Source organism: Nonomuraea sp. AD125B, from assembly GCF_041402765.1.
Classification (GTDB): Bacteria; Actinomycetota; Actinomycetes; order Streptosporangiales; family Streptosporangiaceae; genus Nonomuraea; species Nonomuraea bangladeshensis.
This window is the reverse complement of the sequence record NZ_JBGLOU010000010.1, coordinates 76,349-91,364: the sequence shown is the minus strand read 5'-3', so window position 1 is coordinate 91,364 and position 15,016 is coordinate 76,349. Positions and strand designations below refer to the sequence as shown.

Annotated in this window: 12 protein-coding genes; 3 read left to right on the top strand and 9 right to left on the bottom strand. The window is 74.1% G+C overall.

Annotated elements, in window-relative coordinates; genetic code table 11:
- Positions 1-96: 96 nt before the first annotated feature.
- Positions 97-666 (bottom strand): TetR/AcrR family transcriptional regulator, encoded by a 570-nt coding sequence (locus ACBR40_RS26055; RefSeq protein ID WP_344206391.1) that lies wholly within the window; start codon positions 664-666, stop codon positions 97-99.
- A 79-nt stretch (positions 667-745) separates the two neighbouring features.
- Here ACBR40_RS26055 and ACBR40_RS26050 point away from each other — a divergent pair, with 79 nt between their 5' ends.
- Complete coding sequence (locus tag ACBR40_RS26050; RefSeq protein ID WP_371250432.1) at positions 746-2,161, top strand: MFS transporter; 1,416 nt, start codon at positions 746-748, stop codon at positions 2,159-2,161.
- 12 nt (positions 2,162-2,173) lie between these two features.
- Here ACBR40_RS26050 and ACBR40_RS26045 read toward each other — a convergent pair whose 3' ends face one another.
- The 7 genes from ACBR40_RS26045 to ACBR40_RS26015 form a co-directional block, all read right to left on the bottom strand.
- The gene (locus ACBR40_RS26045; RefSeq protein WP_371250431.1) at positions 2,174-2,878 is read right to left on the bottom strand and encodes an N-acetylmannosamine-6-phosphate 2-epimerase; all 705 of its coding nucleotides are present in this window, start codon (positions 2,876-2,878) and stop codon (positions 2,174-2,176) included.
- 327 nt (positions 2,879-3,205) lie between these two features.
- Positions 3,206-4,132, bottom strand: coding sequence for an ROK family protein (locus ACBR40_RS26040; RefSeq protein ID WP_371250430.1), 927 nt, complete (start codon positions 4,130-4,132; stop codon positions 3,206-3,208).
- Complete coding sequence (locus tag ACBR40_RS26035; RefSeq protein ID WP_371250429.1) at positions 4,129-5,058, bottom strand: dihydrodipicolinate synthase family protein; 930 nt, start codon at positions 5,056-5,058, stop codon at positions 4,129-4,131. The genes ACBR40_RS26040 and ACBR40_RS26035 overlap by 4 nt, the downstream gene beginning before the upstream one ends.
- Entirely contained in the window at positions 5,055-6,044 is a 990-nt protein-coding gene (locus ACBR40_RS26030; RefSeq protein WP_344206386.1) for an ABC transporter ATP-binding protein, read from the bottom strand. The genes ACBR40_RS26035 and ACBR40_RS26030 overlap by 4 nt, the downstream gene beginning before the upstream one ends.
- Positions 6,041-7,984 carry a dipeptide/oligopeptide/nickel ABC transporter permease/ATP-binding protein gene (locus ACBR40_RS26025; RefSeq protein WP_371250428.1) on the bottom strand — a complete coding sequence of 648 codons (1,944 nt, stop codon included), beginning with the start codon at positions 7,982-7,984 and terminating at the stop codon, positions 6,041-6,043. Before ACBR40_RS26025 ends, ACBR40_RS26030 begins: the two co-directional genes overlap by 4 nt.
- Positions 7,985-7,987: 3 nt before the next feature.
- Positions 7,988-8,938, bottom strand: a complete 951-nt coding sequence (locus ACBR40_RS26020) for an ABC transporter permease (RefSeq protein ID WP_364455867.1) — start codon at positions 8,936-8,938, stop codon at positions 7,988-7,990.
- 24 nt (positions 8,939-8,962) lie between these two features.
- Positions 8,963-10,552, bottom strand: a complete 1,590-nt coding sequence (locus ACBR40_RS26015; RefSeq protein ID WP_371250427.1) for an ABC transporter substrate-binding protein — start codon at positions 10,550-10,552, stop codon at positions 8,963-8,965.
- Between the two features lie 131 nt (positions 10,553-10,683).
- On the opposite strand from ACBR40_RS26015, the gene ACBR40_RS26010 reads away from it, so the two are divergent.
- Positions 10,684-11,406 carry a FadR/GntR family transcriptional regulator gene (locus ACBR40_RS26010; protein WP_344206382.1) on the top strand — a complete coding sequence of 241 codons (723 nt, stop codon included), beginning with the start codon at positions 10,684-10,686 and terminating at the stop codon, positions 11,404-11,406.
- Between the two features lie 110 nt (positions 11,407-11,516).
- A complete protein-coding gene (locus ACBR40_RS26005; RefSeq protein ID WP_371250426.1) occupies positions 11,517-12,992 on the top strand; it encodes an exo-alpha-sialidase in 1,476 nt (491 codons plus the stop codon).
- Positions 12,993-12,997: 5 nt separating this feature from the next.
- Here the strand turns inward: ACBR40_RS26005 and ACBR40_RS26000 are convergent, their stop codons facing one another.
- Positions 12,998-14,839 carry a SpoIIE family protein phosphatase gene (locus ACBR40_RS26000; RefSeq protein WP_371250425.1) on the bottom strand — a complete coding sequence of 614 codons (1,842 nt, stop codon included), beginning with the start codon at positions 14,837-14,839 and terminating at the stop codon, positions 12,998-13,000.
- Positions 14,840-15,016 lie beyond the last annotated feature (177 nt).

The following is a 15,016-nucleotide window of genomic DNA, read 5'->3' as shown; positions in this document are numbered from 1 at the left end:
AGCGGCCGGATCATCCAGCCAGCCCTGGCATCCACGAGGCGGCGGATCCGCCGCCGCGGCGGCCGCCGATCCATCCTCCACCCGCCGGACACCGGATCAGGCGAGCAACCGGTCGACCAGCCGGTCGAGGTAGTCGGGGGTGAGCGGGCCCGCGCCGAACAGGACGCGTATGTAGATCGGCGCCAGGAGATGGTCCAGCACCTCCAGCGCGTCGGGCGGGTCCTCGCCGCGGTCGCGGGCGCGGTCGAGCAGGACCTGCATCTGCCTGGCTCGGTCGGCCAGGAGCTCGTCGCGCGCCTGAAGACCCTGCTGCCCCTCCCCCGACAGCGCGACGGCGAGCCGCACCAGCGCCAGCCCGTCGGGCCCGGTGACCTCGCGGACCACTTGGGCGGCGTAGGTGCGCAGGTCGTCGGCCAGGTTGCCGGTGTCGGGCATCGGCGCCTGCGTGTTGAGCCGGGCCAGCAGCACATCGCCGAGCAGGGCTTGGAGGTTGCCCCACCGGCGGTAGAGGCTGGTGTCGGCCACACCCGCGCGGGCCGCGATGTCGCCGATGGTGAAGTTTCCGTAGCCGCGCTCGCTGACCAGCTCGGTCACGGCCTGGTGCACCGCCGCGCGGACCCGCGCGCTGCGCCCGCCGGGCCGTCTGGCCCGCTTCTGCTCGTCCATACCCCACCTTAACGCAGTCGAGAACTGTGTTAAGGTCCCTTCTAAACGCAGTCACTGACTGCTTTTAGAAGGGATGTGCGTGAAAGCGTTGCTCACGCTGACCTGCGCAGGTCAGTTCATGGTGCTGCTCGACAACACGATCGTCGGCGCCGCCCTGCCCGACATGGAGCAGCGGCTCCACACCGGGCTGACCGGCCTGCAGTGGATCGTCGACGCCTACGTGCTGCTGGTGGCCATGCTGCTGCTGCCGGGCGGCGTCTTCGCCGACCGGTTCGGCCGCAGGCGGGTGTTCCTGGCCGGGCTGGTGGTGTTCACGGCCGCGTCGGTGGTGTGCTCGCTCGCGCCCTCGATCGGCTGGCTCATCGCCGGGCGGGTGCTGCAGGGGGTCGGCGCCGCGGCGCTGAGCCCCGCCTCGCTGGCGCTGCTCGTCGCCGCGTACCCCGCCCCGAAGGAGCGCGTCAGGGCGATCGGGTTGTGGGCCGGGTTCAGCGGCATCGGCCTGGCCGCCGGGCCGCTGGCGGGCGGGATCCTGGTGGAGTCCTTCGGCTGGCCCGCCATCTTCCTGGTCAACGTGCCCATCGGAGCGGTCCTGCTGGTGGCCGGGCTGCGCGTGCTGAGCGAGTCCCGTAACCCGAGCGCGCCGCCGATCGACGTCCCCGGCACGGTCCTGTCCGTCGCCGGCGTGGGCGCCGTGACCTACGGCCTGATCGAGGGCGGTTCCCGAGGGTGGACCTCGCCGGTGATCCTCGGCAGCTTCGCCGCCGGGCTGGCGCTCCTGGCCGCGTTCGTCGTGGTCGAGGGCCGGGTGCCGACGCCGATGCTGCCGCTGCGGCTGTTTCGTGAGCGGCTGTTCACGGCGTCCAACACGGCGATGGTCGTGGTCGGGTTCGCGCTGATGGGCTCGTCGTTCTTCTTCTCCCAGTTCTTCGTCCACGTCCAGGGCACGTCGATCCTGGTCGCCGGGCTGCGGACCCTGCCCGCCACGCTGGCCATGGTGATCGTCAGCCCGTTCGCGGGCCGGTTCGCGGCCAGGTACGGCTTCCGCGTCGTCGTCAGCATCGGCCTGGCGCTGGCCGGGCTGGGGCTGCTGGCGCTGGGCCTCGTCCACGCCGGCACCGGCTACGGGAACGTGTGGTGGCGGCTGGCGGTCGTCGGCATCGGGTTCGCACTCGCCATGTCGCCGCTGACCGGGGCCGCCGTCCAGGCGGTCAGCCCGCAGGAGGGCGGCCTCGCCTCGGGCGTCAGCAGCACCACCCGGCAGATCGGCGCGGTGCTCGGCGTGGCGGTGCTCGGGGCGATCGTCCACACGCGGGAGTCCGGCGGCGCCTCCTTCGAGTCGGCACTCAACAGCGCCTTCCTCGCGGCGGGCGCCGTGACCCTGGCCTGCGCCGTGTTCACCGGTTTGTGGCTGACCGCGGCACGGACGCCGAGGGGCGGCGTCCGTGCGGTGAGTGAGCCGCCGCCGACGGCCTCTCCCAGCCGGCTCACGTCCTGAGCCGCACGGCGTTCAAGGGCGGGGCGTGGTGCTCGTGACGCGCTCGGCGAACCAGCGGGTGATCGTCGTGGGGTGGGTGATGGCGGTGCCGACGACGACGGCGTACGCGCCCGCCTCCATCGCCGCCCCGGCATGCTCCACCGTGTGGATGCGGCCCTCGGCGACCACCGGGACGGGCAGGTCGGCGGCGAGCCTGGCGAGCAGGTCGAGATCGGGGCCGTCGGTCTTGCGGGAGTAGGGCGTGTAGCCGGCCAGGGTGGTCCCGACGACGTCCGCGCCGGCCTCGGCGGCGGCGACGCCCTCCTCGTACGTGGACACGTCGGCCATGACGAGCCGGCCGGTCCGCTCGTGGACGGCCGTCACGGTGTCGGCGAGGCTGCGGCCGTCGGGCCGCTGGCGGCCGGTGCCGTCCACGGCCACGACGTCGGCGCCCGCCTCGGCGACGGCCAGGGCGTGCTCCAGGGTCGGGGTGATGTAGACGTCGCCGTCGCCGTCCTTCCACAGGCCGATGAGCGGCAGGTCCAGGGCGGCCCGGATGCGCCGGAGGTCCTCGACGCCCTGAGCGCGGATCCCGGCGGCGCCGCCCGCCGCGACGGCCTCGGCGACGCGGCGCATGGTGTCGGGATCGCGCATCGGCTCCCCCGGGTAGGCCTGGCACGAGACCACGAGCCGGCCCCGGATCGCCTCCAGCACGGGATGAGCGGCAGTGGGAGTCATCGGTCCTTCCTGATAGGTCATTCGGCCCCCGACCCGCCACCGCCCGCAGGCAGGCCCAGACGGGCAGCCCCGCGGAGGGCGGCGATGGGGGTCATCGGTCTCTCCTGAGAGGTCATTCTGGCCCTCCCGCCACCGCCCGTGGTCAGGGCCAGGTGGGCAGCCCCGTAGGGCGGCGGTAGGGGTCATTCTGGCCCTGGCCCCCCACCGCCCGTGGTCAGGGCCAGGCGGGCAGCCCCGGGAGGGCGGCGGTGGGGGTCATTCTGGCCCTGGCCCGCCACCGCCCGTGATCAGGCTCAGGCGGGCAGCCCCGGGAGGGAGGCGGTGGGGTCATTCTGGCGCCGGCCCGCCGAAGTCCGTGGTCAGGGCCAGGCGGGCGGCGCCGAGGAGGGCGGCGGTTGCGGAGAGGGCGGCGGGCCGGACCGGGACGTCCCGGAGGGCGGGCAGCGTCTCGGCGGCGACTGCCGCACGCAACGGCCCCCACCAGGGTTCGCCGCATCCGGCGACGCCCCCGCCGACGATCACGATCTCGGGGTCGAGGACGTTCATCAGCCCGCCGATCGCCTGGCCGAGCGCGGTCGCGCCGGTGGCCAGGACCTCGGCCGCCACCGGATCGCCCGCAGCGGCCAGCCGGGCGACCTCGGCGAGGCCGCCGGGGGTCTCCGTCCCGGCCCGGCGGCGGTACGCGCCGAGCAGCGCGGGCCCGGACGCGACCGCCTCCACGTGCCCCTGGCCGCCGCACGGGCACGGCAGCCCGGCCGCCGCCGCCACGGGGACGTGCCCCGCGTGGCCGGCCACCGCGTGCGCCCCGTGCCGGACCCGCCCGCCGAGGACGAGCGAGGCCCCGACGCCGGTGCCGACGGCGACGAGCAGGACGTCGGCGTGGCCGGCGGCGGCGCCGCGCCACAGCTCGCCGAGGGCGTGCGCGTGCACGTCGTTGTCCACGGCCACCGGCAGGCCGAGCCTTCGCGACAGCTCGCCGCGCAGGTCGGTGCCGGCCCAGCCGGCGAGCGCGCTGGTGGCGGAGACGACCACCCCGCGTACGGGGTCGATGACGCCCGCGCTGCCGACGCCGACGGCGGTCACGCCCTCCCGAAGGAGGGAGCGGACGAGGCCGGCGGCCGTGGCGAGGATCGCCTCGCGGCCCTCCGCGCCGGGGGTGGGCCTGGTCGCGGTCTCCAGCAGCTCGCCGGAGGGATCGACCAGGCCGGCGGCGGTCTTCGTCCCGCCGATGTCGAGGCCGACGACGAGACTCACAGCAGCCCGGCCTCCTCCAGCCGGGCGGCCACGGTCCGGGTCTCCTCGGCGGTCAGCTCGCGCATCGGCGCGGCGACGGCGGCCCGGTCGATGACCTTCCGCAGGGCGAGCGCGGTCTTGAACGCGCCGACGCCCCGCGTGCTGCCGCCCGCGCTGTCCGGGGAAGCGGCCTCGACGATGCGGAACAGCCGGGCCAGGCGGTCCTGCTCGGCCCTGGCGTCCGCCCAGCGGGCCTCGGCGCAGGCCCGCAGCAGCCGTACGTAGCCGTGCGGGTCGACGTTGGCGAGGCCGGGCACGGCGCCGTCGGCTCCGGCCAGCATCATCGCGTCGACCACGACCTCGTGCCCGGTCAGCGCCGAGAAGCCCGGCATCCCGGACGTGCCCAGGACGACCTGGCGGAAGCCGACGTCGTCGCCGCTGGAGTCCTTGAGGCCGTCGATGACGCCGTCGGCGGCCAGCGTCAGGGTCTGCTCGACGGTGAGCTTGGTGTGCACCGACACCGGCACGTCGTAGGCGAGGAGCGGCACCTCGACGGCCGCCTTGACGGCGCGGAAGTGCCGGTCGACCTCGACGGGGTGGACGCGGGCGTAGAACGGCGGGGTCACCACGACGGCGTCCGCGCCGAGCTTGGCGGCGATCTCGGCCCGTTCGATCACGCGGGGGGTGGTGGTCTCGATGCAGCCGGCGAGCACGGGCACCCGGCCCGCCGCCGTCCGGATCACGACCTCCAGCGCCCTGTCCCGGCGGGAGTCGGTGAGGAAGGCGCTCTCGCCGGAGCTGCCGAGCGCGAACAGCGCGTCGACACCCGCCTCGATCAGGAACTCGACCAGCCGCTCCAGCGATGCCGCGTCGACCTCGCCCTCCGTCGTCAGTGGCGTGACGATCGGGGGGACGACGCCGCGGAAGCGGGGTGTGCGGGGACTCAAAGGACGCTCCTTACGGGGGTTTCGGGGTGGAGGCAGTGCCAGGAGTGCGCCGGGTCGGCTTCGGCGTGCGTCGCGGAAGGGAACTCGGCGGCGCACGCGTCGCTGGCCTTCCAGCAGCGGGTGCGGAAGGGACATCCGGACGGCGGGTGGGTGGCCGACGGGACCGGGCCGGTGAGGACGATCCGCTCGCCGTCGTCGAGCAGGCTGGGCGTGGCGGAGAACAGGGCCCGGGTGTAGGGGTGGCGGGCGTGCCCGGCCACCTCGGCGGTCGGGCCTTCCTCGACGACCCGGCCGAGGTACATCACCGCGATCCGGTCGGCCAGGTAGCGCACCGTCTGGATGTCGTGGGAGATGAACACCAGCCCCAGCCCGAGCTCGGTCCGCAGATCGAGCAGCAGGTTGAGCACCTGGGCGCGGACGGAGACGTCGAGCGCGCTGGTGGGCTCGTCGGCGACGATCACGTCGGGTTCGAGGGTCAGCGCGCGCGCGACGGCGACCCGCTGGCGCTGCCCGCCGGACAGCTGGCCGGGGAGCGCCGCGGCGACGTGGCCGGGCAGCCCGACGAGGTCGAGCAGGTCGCGTACCCGCTCCTCGCGCCGGCGGGGCGTCCCCCTGCGGTGCACGTCGAGCGGGTCGCGCAGGATGCGGCGGACGGGCAGGCGGGGGTTCAGCGCGGTGGAGGCGTCCTGGAACACCATGGCGACCGCGGCGCCGGCCTCGCGGCGGCGGCGCCTGGCCGGCAGCGTCCACAGGTCCTCGCCGCGGAAGCGCACCGTTCCGGAGGTGGGGGCCTGGAGGCCGACCACCACCTTGGCCAGGGTGGACTTGCCGCACCCCGACTCGCCGACCACGCCGAGGATCTCGCCGCGGCGTACGGACACGGTGGCGTCGCTGAGCGCGTGCACCTTGTCGCGGTGGATCAGCCCGCCGCTGCGCGCGGTGTGCACGACGTGCACGTGTTCGAGGCTGACGACGGGTTCGGTCACGACTGTCCCCCTCCAGGGTGGAAGCAGGCCCGCGCGTGCTCGCGCGGATCGCCGGCCAGCGGCGGCGTCTCGGCGCGGCAGAGCGCGTCGGCCGCCGGGCACCGGTTGGCGAAGCGGCAGCCGGGCCCGAAGTCCTGCGGGGCGGGCACCATGCCGGCCACCTGGTGCAGCCGCTTCGCCCCCGCCTCCAGGGTGAGCACCGAGCCGAGCAGGCCGCGGGCGTAGTGGTGGCGGGCGTCGGACAGCAGCGAGCCGGTGGCGCCGACCTCGGCGAGCTGGCCCGCGTACATGACGGCGACGCGGTGCACGAGCTGCCCGACCAGGCCGAGGTCGTGGGAGACCAGCACCATGGCGAAGCCGAGCTCCTCGCGCAGCCGGATCAGCAGCTCGACCACCTGGGCCTGCACGGTCACGTCGAGCGCGGTGGTCGGCTCGTCGGCGACCAGCAGGCGCGGGCTGCGGGACAGCGCCATCGCGATGAGCACCCGCTGGCGCTGGCCGCCGGACAGCTCGTGGGGGTAGCTGCTCGGGGTGCGGCGCGGGTCGAGGCCGACGAGTTCGAGCAGCTCCTCCGGCGTACGGGTGCCGCCCCGTCTGGTGAGCTGGCGCAGCTGGGTGCCGACGAGGACGGACGGGTTCAGCGACGACATGGCGTCCTGGTAGACCATGGCGATCTCCGGGCCGGAGATGGCCCGCCGCTCGCGGGGCGGCAGGTCGAGGATGTCGCGGCCCTCGTACAGGATGCGGCCGCTGGTCTCGGCGCCGCGCGGCAGCAACCCCATGATCGCCAGGCTGGTCAGGCTCTTGCCGCAGCCGGACTCCCCCACCAGGCCCAGCGTCTCGCCGACGCGGACGTCGAAGGAGAGCCCCTGGACGACGGGGACGTCGCCGTAGCGCTGCGGGAAGCGGATCGTGAGGTCCTCGACCGACAGCAGGGGCGCGGCCCCGGCCGGCAGCGGCGGGACGCGCGGCGCCCGTTCGCGCACCCGGTCGGCGAGCCGGGCGAGCGCGTCGTCCACCTCGGCGGCCTGCGCGGGCACGGTCCGCGGCGCGGCCTCCTCCTCGGCGCGGGCGGCCGCCGTGCGGCGGGCCGAGCGCGGCGCGGCCCAGGCGTCGGTCAGCCCCTCGGCCAGCAGGTTGAGCGCGAGGACGGTGACGAGGATCGCCAGGCCGGGGAAGAACGTGGCCCACCAGCCGCCGGACAGCACGATCTGCCGGCCGTAGGCGAGGACGTTGCCCCAGCTCGGCGCCGGGTCCTGGATGCCCGCGCCGATGAAGGACAGGCTGGCCTCGAAGATGATCGCGTCGGCCACGAGGACGGTGGCGAAGACCATGATCGGCGCGGCGCAGTTGACGGCGACGTGCCTGATCAGGATGTGCCTGCGGGGCGCGCCGAGCACCTGCTCCGCGGCGACGTAGTCCTCGCCGTACTGGGCGAGGACGTTGGCGCGTACGACGCGGGTGAGCTGCGGCACGTACAGGAAGGCGATCGTCATGATGAGGACGGGCAGGTGGCGGCCGAACACCGCGACGAGCACCGCGGCGAGCGCGATGCCGGGGAAGGCCATGATCACGTCCAGGACGCGCATGATGCCCTCGTTGACGGCCTTGCGCGAGGTGGCCGCGAGGCTGCCCAGCACCGCGCCGGCCAGCACGGCGAGCGCGGTGGCGCCGAGGCCGATGAGCAGCGAGGAGCGGGCGCCGTGCGCGATCCTGGCGAACACGTCGCGCCCGGCCCGGTCGGTGCCGAGCCAGTGGTCGCCACCCGGCGGGGCGGCGGGCGTGCCGGTCGCGAGCGGGTCGCCGGCGAACAGCGGCGCGAGCACCGCGAACAGCGCGACGGCGACCAGCACGGCCAGGGAGACGGCGGCGACCGGCGAGAGGCGGCGGAAGCCGATCCCGGCCCGGGACAGCCGGGCGGTCAGTCCTGCTCTGAGCATGTCTCACACCACCCTGATCCGCGGGTTGACGACGAGGTAGAGCAGGTCCACCACCAGGTTGACGACGAGGAACGCCAGCGCGATCGTCAGCACCGCGCCCTGCACCAGCGCCACGTCGCCGTTGGTGACGCCTTCGAGGATGAGCTTGCCCATCCCGGGCAGGTCGAAGATCGTCTCGATGACGACGGCGCCGCTCAGCAGGTAGCCGACCCGCAGGCCGAGCACGGTCAGCGGGGTGATGAGGGCGTTGCGCAGCGCCCCGCGGACGACGACGGCGCGGGGCAGGCCGTTGCCGGTCGCCGTGCGTACGTAGTCCTTGTCGAGTTCCTCCACCATCGAGGTGCGCACCAGGCGCGACAGCGAGGCCGCGACGGGCACGGCGATCGCCACCGCGGGCAGCGTGAGCGACCGCAGCCAGCCCGCCGGGGAGTCGGCCGGGTTGACGTAGCCGCCGGTCGGGAAGACGTCGAGGCCGAGCGCGAACTCCTGGATGAGCAGGATGCCCAGCCAGAACGACGGCACCGCCACCCCGGCGACGGACAGCACGCGGGTGAGCTGGTCCGGCCACCGGTCCCGGTACAGCGCGCCGACGACGCCGAAGGCCAGGGCGCCGGCGACGGCGAGCACCAGGCCGAGGGCGGTGAGCTGCATGGTGAGGGGGAAGGCCGTGACGACCCGGTCCACCACAGGAGCGGCCGGCGGGGCGGTGTAGCCCAGATCGCCCTGGACGAGCTGCCCCAGGAAGCGCACGTAGCGCACCGGGAGCGGGTCGTCCAGGCCGTGCTCGGCCCGGTAGGCGGCACGCGCCTCTGGGCTCGCGCCTTCGCCCAGCGCGTTGTAGGCCGGGTCGTTGGGCGAGAACTGGAGGACCACGAAGACCAGCAGGGTGACGCCCAGCAGCATGGGCGGCAGCGTCACCAGCCGTCTCGCGGTCATCCGGAGGAATGCGAACATGGTGCTTTCTTGTCGGAGCGGGGGTCAGACGCGCGCGACGTCGAGGAAGGACAGGCCCGTCGTGGGGATGGGCTTGAAGCCGGACAGTACCTTGTCGTCCCAGGCGGTCGGCAGCTTGCGGTGCAGGATCGGGTAGAGCGGCGCCTCCTCGGCGGCCAGGTCCACCGCCTGGGCCCACAGCTTCTTCTGCTCGGCGGCGTCGTCGGTCTGGACCGCGGCGTCGAGCAGCTCCAGCATCTTCTTCGCCTCGGCGGTGCCGTCCCAGCGGTAGCGCTTGGCAGGCCAGATGCCGTCGTAGAACCAGCGCAGCAGCAGGTCCATGTCGTTGCCGAAGACCGAGGGGTCGCCGGGCGCGACCAGGACCTCGAACTCGCCGGGGTCGATCTTGTTGGTGTACTGGCCGCCGGACTGGCCGATGTCGAGGGTGGTGGAGACGCCGACGGCGTCCCAGGACTCCTTGATGATGGGGACGATGTCCTTCACCCAGCCGGCGTCCGTGGTGACCATGGTGACGTCGAGCTTGTCGACGCCGGCCTCCTTGAGCAGGGCCTTGGCCTTGTCGGGGTCGTAGCCGTAGACGGTGGCGGCGCGGGCGTAGGCGGGGTGCGTCTCCTGGACGTAGCCGGTGGCGGCGGCGCCGTTGCCGAGCATGCCGGTCCGGATGACCTTGTCCTTGTCGATGGCGTAGTGCAGCGCCTGGCGCACCCGCTTGTCGTCGAAGGGCTTGCGGGAGCAGTTGAACATGAGGAAGAGCAGGCCGAAGGACTGGACCGACTCCATCTTGTGCTTCTGGCCCACCTTCTCGGCGTCGAGGTAGGGGACGTCCTCGATGGCGGCGACGCGCCCCGACTCCAGCGCGGTCACCCGCGCCGACGGGTCGGACAGCAGCCGCCAGGTCATGCTCTTGACCTTCGCGGGCCGCGGGCCGTTGTACTTGTCCCACCGCTCGAAGACGATCTTGTCCTCCTTGGTGGCCTCAAGCACGCAGTACGGGCCGGAGCCCACCGGCTTGGCGTCGAAGCCGGCCTTGTCCTTCTCCACGATCGCCTTCGGCACGACCTTGACGACCGCGAGCCGCTCCTTCAGCAGCGGGAAGGCGTGCTTGAGCTTGATCTCCACGGTCTTGTCGTCCACGGCGGCGACCTGCGACACGAACGGGATGAACTGCACCATGAGGGAGGCGTTGGCCGGGTCCAGCACGCGGGCGAAGCTGAAGGCCACGTCGGCGGCCGTGACCGGCGAGCCGTCGTGGAAGGTGGCGCCGTCGCGCAGGCCGATCCTCACGGTGGTGTCGTCCACCTGCTGCGGCTCGCCGGCCGCGAGGGCCGCGTACGACTCGCGGGTGACCGGGTCGAGGTCGAACAGCGCCTCGAAGACGTGCATGTTGGCGGCGACGGGGGTGGCGCCGGAGGAGGTCATCGGGTCGAACCCGGTCGACAGCGCGTACGAGATGCCCGCCTCGATCGTGTCGGCGCCGGCGGCGGGGGCCGCGCTGCCGGTGGAGGCGGGGCCGGAGCAGGCGGCGAGCGAGCCCGTGAAAGCGGTGGCGGCGCTCACGGCCCCCACGAACCGCAGGAAGTCGCGGCGGTTGACGGACGCTTGGGGGTTGGGCATGGCGTCCCCTCTCAGGTGGTGGTGCGGGTTCTGGATGTCACGCCGAGGCGTATGGGCATACGATGTCTGACGTCTAACGTCGGTCTGCGCGAATGTAGACGACTTATGAACGAAAGGGCAAGATGTTGGCCGTGATCGACCCCATCTCGCGACCCGCTCGCAGTGCGCAACTACGCCCGCGCGAGGTGGCGGAGCGCATCAAGCAGTACATCCTGCAGAACCGCCTCGGCCCCGGCGACGCCCTGCCCACCGAGGCGGAGCTGTGCGCGGCGGTCGGCGCGAGCCGGTCCAGCGTGCGCGAGGCGATCCGGATCCTCACCGCGCTCGACATCGTCGAGGTCAGGCACGGTTACGGCACCTACGTCGGCACGCTGTCGCTGGCCGCCCTGGTCGAGAGCCTCACCTTCCGCGGCCTGCTCAGCCGCGACGACGACTTCCGGGTGCTGGCCGAGCTGGTCGAGGTGCGCCAGACGCTGGAGCAGGGGCTGGCCGCCGCCATCACCACCGCGCTCGACCAGGACCTGCACCTGGAGCTGGGGCGGCTCGCCGACCAGATGGACGAGCGGGCGCGGGCCGGCAAGACGTTCATCGAGCAGGACAGGGAGTTCCACCTGCTGCTCATGAAGCCGCTCGGCAACGAGCTGGTCACCCAGCTCACGGCCGCCTTCTGGGACGTGCACGCGATCGTGGCGCCGGCGCTGCACACCACGCCCGCGTCGGTGCGCGAGACGGTGGCGGCCCACCACGCGATCGTCGAGGCGCTGTTCGCCCGCGACCTCGACGGGTTCACCGACGCGGTCGCCGCCCACTACGCCCCCGTGCGGCGGCACCTCAAGGAGAACCGCGGGCTCTGACCCTCCGGCCGGAGGGGGGCGTTGACGGGTCGCCGCCGGCGATCTAGCGTACGGGACGTCTGACGTCTGACGCTCGGTTGCTCTTCCACCCCCTCGACCAAGGAGCGATCATGCTGCGCGGCCTCTTAGCCCTCGTCCTGTTCCTCGCGGCCACGGCCGCCCTCTCCCCCGCGCCCGCCGCCGCGGACGCCTCCGGCATCTCGGCGACCGCCGGGTTCGACTGCACCGACAGCCGCCTCCAGCTCGTCCTGGAGAACCGCACCGGCACGCAGCGGACATTCGCGGTCACCTGGCCGGGCCGCAGCGGCTCGCCGTGGACGCGCACGATCGCCGCGGGCGGCAACGCGCTGCTCTACTGGACGGTGCCCGCGGGGACGCCCTACTCGCTGCGGACCGTCACCGACGGATTCGACACCACCCGCTCCGGCACCGCCCGCTGCGGCCTGGCCGCCGGCACGCCGCAGCTCAACTCGACCACGCTGCTGCGCACCAGCACCACGATCAGCGGGCTCAACGGCCCGGACGGCACGTACGCCGGCACCGTGAAGTCGGTGCGCATCCCCGGCATGGCGGTCACCGGCGACGGCACGATCCTCGCCGTCGCCGACGCCCGCGTGGACGGCTCGTACGACCTCGGCGGCGGCACCAACAACATCCAGATCGTGCTGATGCGCAGCACCGACGGCGGCCTGACCTGGCAGGCGCCGCACGTCATCCACCACGCGGCCACCACGTCGGAGGGCGTCGGCGACCCCAGCGTGCTGGTCGACCGGGCGACCGGGACCGCCTACGTCTTCTTCACCTACTCGCCGCGGCCCGGCATCAGCTTCTGGTCCGCCGGGTCCGGCTCGAACGCCGCCGGCGACCGCGACAGCCTGCACGTTCAGTACGTCAAGAGCACCGACCACGGCGTGACGTGGAGCGCGCCCGTGGAGCTCAACCCGTCCGTCAAGGACCCGAGCTGGCAGCAGCTCTTCGCCTCCTCCGGGCACGGCGTCCAGACCAGCACCGGCCGGCTGGTGCAGCCCATCGTCTACCGCGACGCCGCGGGCACCAGCCACGCGGCGAACATCTACAGCGACGACCACGGCGTCACCTGGCGGCGCGGCTCCTCCGCGGCCGGCGGCGTGAACGAGAGCAAGGCCGTCGAGCGCTCCACCGGCGCGGTCACCCAGAACATGCGGCACAACTCCGTCCGCTCCCGCTATCTCGCCACCTCCACCGACGGCGGGGTGACGTTCGGCGCGGCCACGGCCAGCGCGGTGCTCAACGACCCGCTGTGCAACGCCGACGAGCTGTCCTACCTCACGCCCGCGCAGCGCGGCTCGAACGGCGCGCCCGTCCGCACCGCGACGGCCCTCTACAGCGGCAACGCGCACCCGAGCGCGCGCAGCGACCTGACCGTACGCCTGTCCACCGACGACGGCGCCACCTGGCCGACCAGGGCGCTGATCAGGACCGGCACGGCCGGCTACTCCACCATGGCCGTGCTCGCCAACGGCCAGGTCGGCGTGCTCTACGAGGTCGGCGACACCGGCGGCATCGTCTTCGCCCGCTTCACGCTCGACTGGCTGCGGACCGCCTGACCCGTCTACCGGTGCGGCACCCGGATGGCGAGCAGCGCGATGTCGTCGTCCGGGTGGTCCCCGGCCACCGCGGCCACGGCGTTCAGCAGGTCGGGCAGCGGCCGGTCCCTGCAGGCGCCCAGCACGGCGATGACCTCGGCCGTCGCCTCGTCGATGGTGGTGCCCGGCCGGTCCACGAGCCCGTCGGTGTAGAGCAGCAGGACGGCGCCCGGCTTGAGGAAGCGCTGATGGTCGTGGCGCGGGCCGGGGTCCAGGCCGGGGAACAGCAGGACGCCGTGCTCCTCCAGGCACTCGGCCGGCGCGCCGGGACGCGCCAGCAGCGGCGGCGGATGCCCCGCGTTGGTCCAGGTGAAGCACCAGCTCCCGGACCTGGCGGCCGGGGCCAGGTGACCGAGGAGGAGCGTTCCACTCAGGTGCAGGTCCAGCACCCCGCAGGCCTGCTGGAGCGCAGTGACGGCGGCCGCGGGCCCCAGCCCCGGATGGTCGAGCACGGCCTGGCGCAGCATGGCGCGGGTCTGCCCCATGACGGTGGCGGCCTGCATGTCGTGGCCGGTGATGTCCCCGACCGCGATGGTCAGGGCGGAGGCCGCCGGGGTCTGGCCGGGCAGCGGGAAGGCGTCGTACCAGTCGCCGCCCACGAGGTCGTCGGTCGCCGCGGCCAGGTAGAGCGCGGCGAGGTCCAGGCCGGGGGCGGCCGGCAGGTCGGTCAGCATCGCGCTCTGCAGCTGGCGGGCCACGCTGACCCGCTCGTCCAGCACGCTGGCCCGCTGCACCGCCTGGCTGACGTAGCCGGCGATCGCGGTGAGCACCGCCCGTTCCGAGGGGCCCGCGTGGTGCGGCTCGCCCCAGCCGATCAGCAGCACCCCGTGCACCTCGCCGGCGTGCGCCAGCGGCACGCACACCAGCGCGCGGACGTCCAGCAGGGCGAACGCGCCCGCGACGCCCTCGCCGTACGCGCGGGCCAGCTCGCCGGGGTCGCCGGCGGAGACCAGCCGCCGCTCCCGCGCCGCGTGGGCCAGCGGATGGTTCTCGTCCAGCGCGCAGGAGAGCGCGGGCCCGGCGCCGGGCGGCACCGGCTCCGTCCCCGTGTCCGGCATCGGGCGCAGCCGGCCGTCCTGGAGCAGACTGAGGCTCGTACGCACGGGCTTGAGCGGGTCGCTGACCAGGTTGCGCAGCAGGTGCTGCACGTCGTCCAGGGTGGCCGCGCCCGCCAGCTCCTGCGAGGCGCGCAGCAGCAGCTCGGCGGCGTCCCATCCGGCCTGGGCCCGCACGCCCGCCTGCTCGGCCGCCAGCCTGGCCTGCTCCGCGACGCGGTGGTCCCGCTCGGCGTCCTGCTGCGCCAGCAGCGCGCTCCTGGCGGCGGCCCGCGACCGCAGCTCCGCCGAGCAGGCCGCCGCCAGGTCGGTCAGGTCCGCCAGCTGCGCGTCGGTCCATGCCCGCGCGGCGGGGCCGGCCGCGCACAACACGCCCAGCACCTGGCCGGCGACGGTCAGCGGCATCCCGGCGTAGGCGGCCAGGCCCCATTGCCGCTCGGCGACCGGCGGCTGCCCGGCGAAGCGGGCGTCGGCCCGCACGTCGGTCACGACCAGCGGCTCGCCGGTCGCCGTCACCCGGCCGGACAGCGAACGCGACAGCGGCAGCCGGCGCAGGGCATCCCGCCGCTCCTTGAGCCCGACCAGGCCGGGCAGCGTCAGCCGGTCCGCCTCCGCCAGCGCCACCATCGCCACGGGCACGCCCATGACGCTGGCCGCGAGCCGGGCGAACCGCTCCATCCCCGCGTCGGGGGCCGGCGCCAGGCCGGCCTGCCGCGCGGCCGGGCGCCGGGTCGTCCCGGCCGGCCTCACCATCCGCGCCCGCCCGGCCCCGAGGCCCCAGGACGGGGCCCCCGCCTTTTCATGGCCGGCCGAGTGGCCGAATCGCGCATCTTCCCCCGCTCGGTTCTCATCTCGATCTCCATACCATCGGGACAACGCCGTCCTACCCCGAACCCCGCCGACCCGATCGAAATTCGCCCGAAACCGCAG